Here is a 14,508-nt window from a genome sequence, read left to right as displayed (position 1 = left end):
GTTCGATACATATATAATATATAGCTATCGTTAGCTTAAAATAAGCTACAAACTTTAAATGTTAATGTGATATTAATTTTTATCATCGCTCTGTGCTTTTTATTAAATATCACATCTACCTTATTCCAAAAAATAATTTATAAATGGCGTCATTTACCCCCTAGGATGATTAAAATTTTAATTCGGACATATAAGAGGCAGGGAAATGAATAAGTCACTAACAGAAAAACGGATAAAAAAAGTTACAGGTATATTTGCGTTCACTTGTCTTGCTCTAAGTACCTTTGGTGCACATGCAGAAGGGTCTATTAGCATTGCACAGCAGTTTGGTATTGGTTATCTGATTCTTGATGTGGTGCGTGATCAACAACTGATAGAAAAGCATGGTAAACAGCAAGGGCTGGATATTAACGTTGACTGGCGCACTATCTCGGGAGCAACAGGAATGAATGAAGCACTGCTTTCTGGTGCTCTTGATGTTGCGGCTGCGGGTGTACCCCCGATGCTTACAGTGTGGGATCGTACCCGTGGGCGTCAGAATGTGAAGGCGATAGCGTCACTGGGTTCGATGCCGAATTACCTGCTAAGCAACAATCCAGCAGTAAAAAAGATAGCAGATCTTAGTGAAAAAGACCGTATCGCGGTACCGGCTGCCGGTGTGGGTTTCCAGTCCCGTACCCTACAAATTGAAACCGCTAAACTGTATGGCAATAGCGATTATAAACGCTTTGATACCATCACGGTAAGCTTGCCCCATCCTGATGCCAATGCCGCGTTGATTGCCGGTGGCTCTGAAATTTCTGCTCATTTTTCCAGCCCGCCGTTCCAATATCAGGCGCTAGAGCACGGCAACGTACATAAGATTCTTAGCTCCTATGACGTTCTGGGAGGGCCGGCAACATTTAATGTGCTGTACACCACGCAAAAATTTCATGATGAAAATCCTAAAACCTATCGGGCTTTCTATGATGCGCTGGCTGAAGCTTCTCAGATAGTTAAAGCCAACAAAGCCGCGGCGGCTGAAACCTATATTCGGGTAGAAAAGTCGCGTTTATCACCTGAATTGGTGAAGAAAATCGTTGAAGACCCAGAAATTGATTTCACTATCACACCACAGCGCACCTATGTGTACGCTGACCAGTTGCAGCAATTAGGTATCCTCAAGAATAAAGCCGACTCGTGGCAGGACTATTTCTTCGCCGAAGCTCATAACGGGGCCGGTAGCTGAGTTGTTAGTTTCTTTGGAAAACGCTAAACAGACGGTCTTTTTCCCAATTACGCCGGAGGGGGCATGAGCCGCATCATTAATGAAATATCACCGCAGCCGTTATTACAGGCCGCGGGTGTGGGTTTGGAGTATCGAACCCGTCAGAAACGCGTTCGTGCAACACATGACGTCAGTTTTGATGTCTATCCTGCCGATCGTTTTGTTCTGCTGGGGCCATCGGGTTGTGGTAAATCCAGCCTGCTTAAATCGATTGGCGGTTTTCTGCCGCCGGTTGACGGAGAGATACGCCTTGACGGTGAGGTCATTGTGGAGCCGGGGCCGGACCGCATGATGGTATTTCAGGAGTTTGATCAATTGCCCCCGTGGAAAACGGTGCTGGAAAATACGCTGTTCCCGCTGGTTGCCAGTCGTCAGGCTACCCATAAGCAAGCACGAGATCGGGCATTACACTACCTGGATAAAATGGGGCTTGCCGGATTTGCCGATGCTTATCCGCATATGTTATCGGGCGGTATGAAGCAGCGGGTAGCCATTGCTCGCGCGTTAGCGATGCAGCCCAAGGTATTACTGATGGATGAGCCTTTTGCTGCGCTTGATGCACTGACGCGCCGTAAAATGCAAGAGGAGTTACTGGTGCTGTGGGAGGAAATACGTTTTACGTTGCTATTTGTGACTCATTCTATTGAGGAAGCGCTGGTGGTTGGCAGCCGAATATTACTGCTGTCACCACATCCTGGCGGGTTTGTGCCGAGGTGAACAGCCATCAGTTTTCTCTAGCTGACTACGGTAGCGATGAGTTTCAATTCGCCGCACAGCGTATCCATCATCTGCTGTTCCCCACTGAGCAAGCACAAGCTGCTCCGTCGATCCCACTGCAAGGTAAACCATATGAGCACTCAACCCCCGATCCGCTGCGAATATCAGCGTGAACTGGCCCCACTACCAGAAGTGGTGTTGACCCAGCCATTGCCCATCATTACCCGCTGTTGGAACCAGCAGTGGCTACGCCAGTTGACGGTATTACTGGTATTACTGGCGCTGTGGGAACTGGCTGCACGTTTGCAGGATAATGACCTAATGTTTCCGGGATTTATGCAAACACTGCGGGCATTTACCCAGGATATGGCCAGCGGCGAGTTGCCCGCTAAGGTTGCTATCTCGCTCAGCACTCTTCTTAAAGGGTATGCCATAGGTAGCGTGTTTGCATTAGGGCTAAGTGCTTTAGCGGTGTCGACCCGTTTTGGTCGGGATCTGCTTAATATTCTAACGTCGATGTTTAATCCGTTGCCTGCTATTGCACTACTGCCTCTGGCGTTGCTGTGGTTTGGGCTGGGAGAAAAGAGTCTGGTTTTTGTGCTAATCCATTCGGTGATGTGGCCGATGGCGTTGAATACCTACGCCGGTTTTCTCGGTGTTTCGGACACATTACGGATGGCCGGTCGTAACTATGGGCTACGCGGTGGGCGCTATGTGGCTCATATTCTTATCCCGGCAGCACTGCCTTCTATTTTGTCAGGACTTAAAATCGGCTGGGCCTTTGCATGGCGCACGCTCATTGCCGCAGAGCTGGTTTTTGGTGCGTCTAGCGGTCAAGGCGGGCTTGGCTGGTATATCTTCCAAAATCGCAATGAACTGTATACCGATAGGGTATTTGCCGGTCTGGCGACCGTAATCGTCATTGGTTTACTGGTCGAAGGGCTTATTTTCGCCACTATAGAGAGACTGACCGTCAAGCGCTGGGGTATGCAGCGCTAATACTATTTACAGGAGTTAACCATGCTGGCAATTAAAACCCCACAAAATTACCTGAATCAAGATGGCGTGACTGAGAAAGTGGGGCAGTTTATTGCGCCATTGGCTCAGAAGGTGCTTATCGTGACCAGCCCACGCGCCTGGCAGTCGGTGGGAGTAAGTGTGATAACGAGCCTGCAACGGCATCATATCTCGTTTCATATCAGCTATTTGCCAGGAGATTGTACCCGTACAGCTATTGATGCATTGGTTGTACAAGCACAGCAACTAGGCTCAGAACTTATTCTGGGGGTAGGCGGTGGTCGGGTATTAGACAGTGCGAAAGCGGTAGGGGAGACATTGGGGCAATTGCCGGTAATCACACTACCGACAATTGCGGCGACCTGTGCCGCATGGTCACCTATTAGCGTTATTTATGATGAGGCTGGGGCTCATATCGGCCCTTTATCCTTAACGCGGTTACCGGTCTGGGTATTGGTCGATAGCCAGACGATTGCCAGAACAGCGCCACGCTACCTGAATGCAGGTATCGTCGATGCATTGGCTAAATGGTATGAGTTTCTTCCTTATCTGCGAAAGGGTGATGATGGATTGGCACTGATACTAAAGTCACAGGTCGCGAAACAGGCACTGGATACCTTTAATACCTATGGACAGCAGGCTATCGCAGCTAATCAACGCCAGGAAGTCAGTGTTGCACTGCGTAAAGTGATCGATGCAGTTATCGCACTGGCAGGCTTAGCTAATAGCATGGCTGATGATATTCCACGAATCGGAATTGCTCACGCGATCCATAACAGCATGACCCGTCTGCCAGAGCTTCACCATTGGCTACACGGTGAGAAAGTCGGCTTCGGGCTGGTGGTACAGTCGTTTATCGAGCACGAGCAAGAGGCTGATCGTGATGAGTTATTGTCGTTATTACATCGTTTTGGCTGCCCGTTGACGTTAGAAGATTTGGGATTCAAGCATAATGATGAACAGGTGAAAAAGATTGCTAAGGGCGTCGTTATTGCTCCGCATATTGCAGCACGATTACCCTTTTCGCTGGCATGGGAACGCATAGAACAGGCCCTGCTTTCTACCCAAAATTTACATCTGGAAGCCCCTTATCATTGAGTTAGGCTAGAGGACGACTGCGATATAGCCCTGTTCTGTTTGTCGGGGCTAATCGCATTCTTATTTCTGCCCCACTGACGGGGTGAGTCAACTATTTCAATGTACCAATAGCCAATTCCGTTATTTTCCTGGCAAGAAAATGAAGATATTGCAGAACACGAGTTAGGTCTGTAGCAAGCTTTTGCTTATGGTGTTGCGGTATTTGGTACCTGGGTTGAGCAGGCCATCCAGTAATAGTGATTATTATTAAATTCAAACTTACTCAGTACCTGTAATCCCAACTTACGTGAATGCGCAACGTATGAGCGATGATTTATTTCATTAATAAAGGTTATCAGAATAGGAAAGCGTGTAGACATTTTTTCCAAAGAGAAAGCAAAAAGCTGCTGAAGTACACCGCTACCGCGCATGGATTGGTCTATACAAATGGGACCATACTGATAGGAGTTTTCGACAGACAATGTTTGTCCAGCAAAGGTATTCTCATCTAATTTATTTATCATATGTTCGAACAATGGCCAGGGAGACCAGAATTGCCAGGATGCAGCCATAACAAAAGCCACCACATTCCCCTCTTTCTTGGCGATAAATAATCCTTGTTCCTCCGTCACCAGTGATAACATCTGTTGTTGTGTCATCTGTGTGGTAACAAAACCCTCTTTTTTATCATCTTCATTAATCGTTGCTACATGGTATTTTTTTAGTAATGCCATGACTTGTTCAATATCAGTAACACTCGCCACACACAATTCCATATACATATCCTTTTTTAATTGAGCACGTTACCGTGCTGGGACTGTTATCCGCTACTGTCTCTAACTTTATGTAACACTCGTAATTCAGGCTGATATTTTATCTTAAAGATGCCGTTTAGTTTTAACACGGCATAAGGTGTTTTTCCACTCTGTGTCTTACGAACACGAGCTTTATGAACATGGTGACAATTTAAACTTGATGTAAGAAAGATTAAGCAGAATTTCGGCAGTGCCTGAAGACAATGGTGTTGTGTTTATACGCCCATTAACGACCTCAGACAGAAAAATAAAATAAGCGCCTATAATTTATAAAGACATTTCAAACTCAATAAAACAATTGGTGACATTATTTTTAACATTTGTGATGGGTTTATATTTTAGTGGGCTATAAAATGAAATTTATTCATATATATCGGACTTAAATGAGTTTAATTAAAGCCACTTGGAGTTAAATATCCGTAAACTGAATTAAAGATACCACAAGTAGCACTTAATCCTGTTAAATTGATTATTATAGTTTAAAGTTACAAAATTCTTGATTTATTTTCTGATTCTTTATTTTTACTCTTTAATTTCAGTATCTTATGTTCGTTTTTTATTTTACCAATCAGGGTTTTGTATATATTTCATTATTTGTTTTAGGAAAATGTCCGATTAAATGTCTCATTTTCTATATTATTGATGGGACTTTAAATATGCTTAGAGTGAATTTATTCGTTTTGATGAAAAAATTCAATCCTTTAGATCTATTTTATAATTTGTCGATGATACATATCAGCAGTATAACGTCGTCATCAATTTAATTTATTGATGCTCAGGGTTGAAATGCAGTGGCATAAAATAATAATTAGTGAACAGATAATCAGTGATTTTTTATAAGGGAATTTTATGAAATCAGTAGCAATAGTGATATTGATGGTCAGTACATTTTTAGGAGGATGCGCGACAAAAGATAAAACCGAATCAGAAAAGCAAACGGCTACCATTATTAAGAACAATACAAGCAATCAGTGTGTAAACGATTTTTCAGTTCTGAAAAAATTGAACACTGATGAGTTTGGCGTTTTTAGAGGACAGTTTGAGCAGATTAATCACATGTATGCTTTCCTGGATCAGAATAGAAATATTCTTGATGATGACCCAAAACAACTTATTTCTCTGGAGTTGAATTCTAAACTAAAAATGGTGTGTGCCAGAGTTAGGCATACTACTTTTAACGAGGTTCAAAGAAAAGTAAATGTAATCGCTAAGTTATAATTGTGATTAAAATAGTAATGTTTAATTATTCTTAATAATTGACAGGGTGGTGTTGATTTTATTTTGATGCTCATTTTTTAGTAAAGCTAATTAAGATGTCTATTGTAGGGTGGTTTGGCATGCTAAATCACTCATTTTTAATTGAGGGTTATACAAAGAATATAATTTATATTATTGACGTTATTTTAAAGTGTGCTTGTTAATTTTAAGTTAATTAAGTGGCGGTGACGTTAATTTAAAATTACTGGGGATAATTATCTAATATCTTCATCATCATTTATGTCGTGCATATAGCGTATTCGAGTGCTAGTTGCTTGCTCTCAAAATGGAATTTTTACTCACATGAATCAATTTAATTCTAACTGCGTGTTTATGCGGGGAGTGGCATTTATCACTTTAGTGGTTCAAATATGCTTACTTCTTACCGCTACCATCACACCTATTATTTCACTGTCCGCGCATGCCGATAGCTTAGATGATGCAATGATAAATATGAGAGCATCAGATATCTTGAATGAACACACTTCGGCAGCAGTGACTATTGATTCAAGTCGATCTAAGAATCCACCGCAAGAGACAGTAAATCCTCCTATTTTTTCGCCATCTTCACCTCTAAATGAGCCCGCAGAGCCCTTGATTGCATCACAGCAAAATGGGTTACCAGATTTAGGCTCAGATAAACATGAAGTTGGCGACATCCGTACTAATAATAAATATGAGATCACGGAAAATAACGTGGCGAGTGCGTTTTCCAATTTTGGCAGTGTGATGAGCAGTAGTGAGCCTGGCAAAGCTGGCGAAAATGCAATAAAAGGCGTCTCCTCAGGTCTGGCCTCACAAATGGCTTCAGATTGGTTGGGGCAATACGGTAATGCCAGAGTGCAATTGAACTCATCAGGTACCGGTAATGCCGATGTATTGCTGCCACTAGCAGAATCAGAAAGTGCACTGTTATTTGCTCAGCTAGGGGTCCGTCATAATGGACAACGCGCAACAAATAATAGCGGCATTGGCGTACGTGGATTTACCGATGACTGGACCTTCGGTGTAAATACCTTTTATGACTATGACATGACCGGTAAAAATAGCCGTTTGGGGGTCGGGGGTGAAGCTTGGACAGATTATCTCAAATTCTCCACAAATGGTTATTTCCGAATAACCGACTGGCATCAGTCGGTATTGTCCGATATGGAGGATTATAACGAACGCCCGGCTAACGGGTTTGATGTGCGGGCAGAGGCCTATTTACCCTCTCATCCCCAATTGGGTGGACGGCTAGTCTATGAAAAGTATTTTGGTAAAGGCGTTGCATTAGGCAGTGGAAATACCAGCCCTGATGATTTAGGTCATTCACCCTCTGCCATTACCGTTGGGGTTAATTATACGCCTATTCCATTGGTAACTTTCGATGCTTCCCATAAGAAAGGGCGCAATGTCGATAATGATTTTCAGCTAGGGATCAATTTAAATTACCGTTTTGGCGTACCGTGGATTGATCAAATTAGCAAACAGACCGTTGGTTTAATGCGTAGTGTGGCGGGTAGCCGTTACGATATTATTGACCGTAATTACGATATTGTTATGCAATATCAAAAGCAGGACTTAATTCATCTGAGTTTGCCTGAGCAGATTACCGCATATGCTATGGAAGATATCTCACTAACGGCAAAAGTGGCCTCGAAATACGGGGTGAAAAATATCGTATGGCATGCCCCTGCATTGCTTGCAGCCGGTGGCAGTATAACGATGTCAAGTGTGGGAACAGTGTTAATCACTCTCCCGGCCTATCAACCATCCGTTAGCCTGAATAATTATCAAGTTAGCGCCACGGCATATGATGTCCGGGGTAATAAATCCAATACGGCTACCACAACCCTGCTGGTTGAGCGCTCTCTACATAATATTACCCTTAAACATGTTGGTAATCACACAACGCTGGCCGATGGTTTATCTACGGTGGCTTTTGAAGCCACAGTGATTAATACCGAGAATAATGCTAACCAACCGATAACGGGTATGGCCGTTACGCTCAGTTCTACCCTGGGAACAATCACTCCGCAAACTGCGGCAACCGACAGTAACGGAAAGGTTAGTGGTATTGTCACAACCAGTACTCGTTCAGGGAGTGGGACAGTTTCTGCCTCCTTGATGAACGGCAACCATGATACAAAACCGGTCAGGTTCACGGCAGACAGTAGCACGGTAAGAATTATTAATGGTGACCTGACTGTCGTTCGTGACAAGGCGATTGCCAACGGCGTCGCGACTAACAGTGTGAAGGCCATTATCAAGGATGCTAACGGCAATCCAGTATCCGATCAGGCGGTCAGTTTCTACGCCAATAATAATGCTGTTATTGCCAGCAGTGGCATTACTGATGCTGATGGTAGTGTGATCATGACACTCACCAATACCATCAGTACTGTTGTTACTGTAACCGCTAGCGTCAATGGCAGTAGCCAAAGTGTCAATGTGACATTTGTTACCCCCGCCAACATTGCCAGTGGTAACTTGAAAGTCGTTACTGACGGCGCTGTTGCGAATGGTACGAAAACTAACAGTGTGAAAGCCATTGTTACTGATGGACACAATGCACCAGTATCAAATCAAGTGGTCAGTTTCAGTGTTGCCAACGGAAGCGGTGCCACGATCGCCACTCAGGGCACGACGGGCCCAGATGGTTCGGTAACGGTAATGCTTACTAGTATCAAAGCCGGTGTTGTTACCGTGACGGCAACTATTAATGGTAGTGCTCAAACGGTGGACGTGACCTTTATTGCCGATGTGAGTACTGCGCAAATCCAGACGCTAACGGAAGTCACCGCACTAAACAGTGGCATTGTGGCGAACGGCAGCCAGACCCACAGGGTACAGGCACGGGTGACCGATGCGCAGGGTAACCCGCTGGTCAATCAGACCGTGACCTTTGCCGCCAGCAGCGGCGCTACACTGGTGTCGTCGGTGGTGACAGTCACCGACAGTGACGGGTATATCCCGATGGCACTGACCAGTCTCCGGGCCGGGGTGATCACCGTGACCGCCACCCTCCGTGGGGGCAGTGGTAACAGTAAAACAGTGGATGTGGCCTTTATTGCGGATACCAGCAGTGCGCGGCTTGAGACGCTGACTGAAATCACGGCGGCGAACAGTGGCATTGTGGCCGATGGTAGCCAGACCCATAGCGTGCGAGCGCAGGTCACCGATGCGCAGGGTAACCCGCTGGCCAATCAGACGGTGACCTTTGCCGCCAGTAGCGGCGCTACCCTGGTGAATCAGACGGTGACGGTGACCGACAGTGACGGGTATATCCCAATGGCACTGACCAGTATCCGGGCTGGAGCCATCACCGTGACCGCCAGCCTGAGCGGAAGCAATAGCAAAACGGTGGCTGTGGCCTTTATTGCCGATACCAGCAGTGCGCGCATCACGACGCTGACTGAAATCACGGCGGCAAACAATGGCATTGTGGCGGACGGCAGCCAGACCCATCGCGTGCAGGCACGGGTGACCGATGCACAGGGTAACCCACTGATTAATCAGACGGTGACCTTTGTCGCCAGCAGCGGTGCTACCCTGGTGAATCAGACGGTGACAGTCACCGACAGTGACGGGTATATCCCAATGGCGCTGACCAGTATCCGGGCCGGAGCCATCACCGTGACTGCCCGCCTGAGCGGAAGTAACGACAAAACGGTGGACGTGATCTTTATTGCTGATGTCACTACCGCACAAATCGCCACCCTGACTGAAATCACGGCGTCAAACAGTGGCATTGTGGCGGACGGCAGCCAGACCCACAGGGTGCAGGCACGGGTGACCGATGCGCAGGGTAACCCACTGATTAATCAGACGGTGGCCTTTAGCGCCGGTAATGGTGCCACGCTGGTGAGTCAGACGGTGACAGTCACCGACAGTGACGGGTATATCCCAATGGCGCTGACCAGTATCCGGGCCGGGGCCATCACCGTGACCGCCAGTCTCAGCGGGGGCAACAGTAAAGAGGTGCAAGTGATCTTTATTGCTGATGTCACTACCGCACAGATAGTCACTCTGAGCGAAATCACCGGGCCAAACAGCGGCATTGTGGCGGACGGCAGCCAGACCCATACCGTACAGGCTCGGGTTACCGATGCAAACGGCAACCCACTGATTAATCAGACCGTGACCTTTAGCGCCGATAACGGTGCCACGCTGGTGAATCAGGCGGTGACGGTGACCGACAGTGACGGGTATATCCCAATGGCACTGACCAGTATCCGGGCCGGGGCGGTCACCGTGACCGCCAGCCTCAGCGGAAGTAACGACAAAACGGTGGTTGTCACCTTTATTGCTGATGTCACTACCGCACAGATAGTCACCCTGAGCGAAACCACAGGGCTAAACAGTGGCATTGTGGCGGACGGTAGCCAGACCCACAGTGTGCGGGCGCAGGTCACCGATGCGCAGGGTAACCCACTGATTAATCAGACGGTGACCTTTGTCGCCAGCAGTGGCGCTACTCTGGCGAATCAGACGGTGACGGTGACCGACAGTGACGGGTATATCCCGGCGGCACTGACCAGTATCCGGGCAGGGACCATCACCGTGACCGCCAGCCTCAGCGGAAGCAATAGCAAAGTGGTGGACGTCACCTTTATTGCTGATGCTACTACCGCACAGATAGTCACTCTGAGCGAAACCACCGCGCCAAACAGCGGCATTATGGCGGACGGCAGCCAGACCCACAGTGTGCGGGCGCGGGTCAGCGATGCGAACGGTAACCCACTGGCCAATCAGACGGTGACTTTTACCGCCAGTAATGGCGCCACGCTGGTACCGTCGGTGACGGTAACCGACAGTGACGGGTATATCCCGATGGCACTGACCAGTATCCGGGCCGGGGTCATCACCGTGACCGCCAGCCTCAGCGGAAGCAATAGCAAAACAGTAGACGTAACCTTTACTGCTGATACCAGCAGTGCACGCATCGCGACGCTGACTGAAACCACGGCGGCAAACAATGGCATTGTGGCGGACGGCAGCCAGACCCATAGCGTACGGGCGCGAGTGACGGATGCACAGGGCAATCCGCTGGCCAACCAGACGGTGACCTTTAGCGCCGGTAACGGTGCCACCCTGGTGAATCAGACGGTGACAGTCACCGACAGTGACGGGTATATCCCGGCGGCACTGACCAGTATTCGGGCCGGGGCCATCACCGTGAGCGCCAGCCTGAGCGGGGGCAACAGTAAAGAGGTGGACGTGATCTTTATTGCTGATGTCACTACCGCACAGATAGTCGCCCTGAGCGAAACCACCGCGCCAAACAGCGGCATTGTGGCGGACGGCAGCCAGACCCACAGTGTGCGGGCGCAGGTTACCGATGCGAACGGCAACCCGCTGGCCAATCAGACGGTAACCTTTGCCGCCAGTAATGGCGCCACGCTGGTGAATCAGGCGATGACGGTGACCGACAGTGACGGGTATATCCCGGCGGCACTGACCAATATCCGGGCCGGGGCAGTCAATGTGACTGCCAGCCTGAGCGGGGGTAACAGTAAAGAGGTACAAGTGATCTTTATTGCCGATGCCACTACCGCACAGATAGTCGCCCTGAACGAAACCACCGCGCCAAACAGCGGCATTGTGGCGGACGGCAGCCAGACCCATACCGTACGGGCCCAGGTCAGCGATGCGAACGGTAACCCGCTGGCTAATCAGACCGTGACCTTTAGCGCCGGTAATGGTGCCACGCTGGTGCCGTCGGTGGTGATGACGGACAGTGACGGGTATATCCCGATGGCGCTGACCAGCATCCGGGCCGGGGCAGTCAATGTGACAGCCAGCCTGAGCGGGGGCAACAGTAAAGAGGTGGAAGTGATCTTTATTGCTGATGTCACTACCGCACAGATAGTCACCCTGAGCGAAACCACCGCGCCAAACAGTGGCATTGTGGCGGACGGCAGCCAGACCCACAGTGTGCGGGCGCAGGTCGCCGATGCTAACGGTAACCCACTGATTAATCAGACGGTAACCTTTGCCGCCAGTAATGGCGTCACGCTGGTACCGTCGGTGACGGTGACCGACAGTGACGGGTATATCCCAATGGCGCTGACCAGTATCCGGGCCGGGGCAGTCAATGTGACCGCCAGCCTGAGCGGGGGCAACAGTAAAGAGGTGGAAGTGATCTTTATTGCTGATGTCACTACCGCACAGATAGTCACCCTGAGCGAAACCACAGCGCCAAACAGTGGCATCGTGGCGGACGGCAGCCAGACTCACAGTGTGCGGGCGCAGGTTACCGATGCAAACGGCAACCCGCTGGCCAATCAGACGGTAACCTTTGCCGCCAGTAATGGCGCCACGCTGGTACCGTCGGTGACGGTCACCGACAGTGACGGGTATATCCCGATGGCACTGACCAATCTCCGGGCCGGGGCAGTCAATGTGACCGCCAGCCTGGGCGGGGGCAACAGTAAAGAGGTGCAAGTGATCTTTATTGCTGATGTCACTACCGCACAAATCGCCACCCTGACTGAAACCACCGCGCCAAACAGTGGCATTGTGGCCGACGGCAGCCAGACCCATAGCGTACGGGCGCAGGTCACCGATGCAAACGGTAATCCGCTGGCCAATCAGACGGTGACCTTTGTCGCCAGCAGTGGTGCCACGCTGGTGCCATCGGTGACGGTGACCGACAGTGACGGGTATATCCCGGCGGCACTGACCAGTATCCAGGCCGGGACCATCACCGTGACCGCCAGCCTCAGTGGAAGTAACGACAAAACGGTGGACGTGATCTTTATTGCTGATGTCACTACCGCACAAATCGCCACCCTGACTGAAACCACCGCGCTAAACAGTGGCATCGTGGCGGACGGCAACGAGATCCATACCGTGCGGGCGCAGGTCACCGATGTGAACGGTAACCCGCTGGCCAATCAGACAGTAACCTTTGCCGCCGATAACGGTGCCACGCTGGTGAATCAGGCGGTGACAGTGACTGACAGTGACGGGTATATCCCAATGGCACTGACCAGTATCCGGGCCGGGCCAGTCAATGTGACCGCCAGCCTGAGCGGGGGCAGCAGTAAAGAGGTGGAAGTGATCTTTATTGCTGATGTCACTACCGCACAGATAGTCGCCCTGAGCGAAACCACCGCGCCAAACAGCGGCATTGTGGCGGACGGCAACGATCTCCATAGCGTGCAGGCGCTGGTCACCGATGCTAAGGGTAACCCGCTGGCCAATCAGACGGTGATTTTTACCGCTGATAACGGCGCCACCCTGGTAAGTCAGACGGCCACTGACAGTGATGGGTATATCAGGACAAATCTGACCAATACCCGGGCTGGGGCTGTTAATGTTACCGCAACCCTGACTGGGGGCAGTGGTAACAATATGACGGTGCAAATCATCTTTATTGCTGATGTTACTACCGCACAGATAGTCACCCTGAGCGAAATCACCGCGCCAAACAGTGGCATTGTGGCGGACGGCAGCCAGACTCACAGTGTGCGGGCGCAGGTCACCGATGCGAACGGTAACCCGCTGGCCAATCAGACGGTGACCTTTGTCGCCAGCAGTGGTGCCACGTTGGTGCCGTCGGTGGTGATGACCGACAGTGATGGGTATATCCCGACGGCACTGTCCAGTATCCGGGCCGGGGCCATCACCGTGAGCGCCAGCCTGAGTGGGGGCAGCAGTAAAGAGGTGGAAGTGACCTTTATTGCTGATGTCACTACCGCAAAAATCGCCACCCTGACTGAAACCACCGCGCTAAACAGTGGCATCGTGGCGGACGGCAATGAGATCCATAGTGTGCGGGCGCAGGTCACCGATGCGAACGACAACCCGCTGGTCAATCAGGTAGTGATTTTTACCGTCGGTAATGGTGCCACGCTGATGCCATCGGTGATGATGACTGACAGTGACGGGTATATCCCGGCGGCATTAACCAGTATCCGAGCCGGGGAGATCGCGGTGATTGCCACCCTTATCGGGGTCAGTAATGACACCAAAAAGATAGACGTGCTCTTTATTGCCGATGTTAATAGCGCGAAAGTGATTTTGGAAAAGAGCCTAGACAATCAACCTGCTGATGGGGTGGCAGATGCTGCAATAAAAGTGACGGTAACAGATGCCAACAATAATCCATTGCCAGGCCAGAATATAACCGTTGTTGCGGATAATGGCGCAATTATCAGCAGTAATAGTAATGGTACCAGCGGTGCCGATGGGACTTTTGTTATAACACTGAAAAGTTCAACAATTGGTAACAGCGCGGTGACCGCAACACTGGATAATACCAGTAGCGCAATGGTTGTGATGACATTTGTTGCTGTACCTTTTGAGATCAGATTGACCTTAACCATGGGGGGATAACCGTGCTGTAGCTGATGACACTTTATGGTGGCA

6 protein-coding genes and 1 pseudogene are annotated in these 14,508 nt (G+C 49.4%); 6 read left to right on the top strand and 1 reads right to left on the bottom strand.

The window, feature by feature from the left end:
* The first annotated feature begins 205 nt into the window (after positions 1 to 205).
* The 4 genes and pseudogenes from V1956_RS16190 (at position 206) to V1956_RS16175 (ending at position 4,099) form a co-directional block, all read left to right on the top strand.
* Positions 206 to 1,228, top strand: a complete 1,023-nt coding sequence (locus V1956_RS16190; RefSeq protein WP_372558580.1) for an ABC transporter substrate-binding protein — start codon at positions 206 to 208, stop codon at positions 1,226 to 1,228.
* Between the two features lie 63 nt (positions 1,229 to 1,291).
* Positions 1,292 to 2,157: pseudogene (locus V1956_RS16185) on the top strand (ABC transporter ATP-binding protein).
* A complete protein-coding gene (locus tag V1956_RS16180; protein WP_420072338.1) occupies positions 2,117 to 2,983 on the top strand; it encodes an ABC transporter permease in 867 nt (288 codons plus the stop codon). Before V1956_RS16185 ends, V1956_RS16180 begins: the two are co-directional and overlap by 41 nt.
* Positions 2,984 to 3,004: 21 nt before the next feature.
* On the top strand, positions 3,005 to 4,099 hold the full coding sequence (locus V1956_RS16175; RefSeq protein WP_420072339.1) for an iron-containing alcohol dehydrogenase family protein: 1,095 nt from the start codon (positions 3,005 to 3,007) through the stop codon (positions 4,097 to 4,099).
* Positions 4,100 to 4,284: 185 nt separating this feature from the next.
* Here V1956_RS16175 and V1956_RS16170 read toward each other — a convergent pair whose 3' ends face one another.
* The gene (locus V1956_RS16170; RefSeq protein ID WP_372558584.1) at positions 4,285 to 4,854 is read right to left on the bottom strand and encodes a GNAT family acetyltransferase; all 570 of its coding nucleotides are present in this window, start codon (positions 4,852 to 4,854) and stop codon (positions 4,285 to 4,287) included.
* A gap of 888 nt (positions 4,855 to 5,742) precedes the next feature.
* On the opposite strand from V1956_RS16170, the gene V1956_RS16165 reads away from it, so the two are divergent.
* Both V1956_RS16165 and V1956_RS16160 read left to right on the top strand, forming a co-directional pair.
* Positions 5,743 to 6,111 carry a hypothetical protein gene (locus V1956_RS16165; protein WP_372558585.1) on the top strand — a complete coding sequence of 123 codons (369 nt, stop codon included), beginning with the start codon at positions 5,743 to 5,745 and terminating at the stop codon, positions 6,109 to 6,111.
* Between the two features lie 735 nt (positions 6,112 to 6,846).
* Positions 6,847 to 14,475, top strand: coding sequence for an Ig-like domain-containing protein (locus V1956_RS16160; RefSeq protein ID WP_442825344.1), 7,629 nt, complete (start codon positions 6,847 to 6,849; stop codon positions 14,473 to 14,475).
* Positions 14,476 to 14,508: the final 33 nt, after the last annotated feature.

The organism is Yersinia sp. 2540 StPb PI (genome assembly GCF_052217165.1).
Lineage (GTDB): Bacteria > Pseudomonadota > Gammaproteobacteria > Enterobacterales > Enterobacteriaceae > Yersinia > Yersinia enterocolitica_E.
The sequence above is the reverse complement of the archived record's forward strand: the minus strand, read 5'-3'. Positions and strand labels throughout refer to the sequence as shown.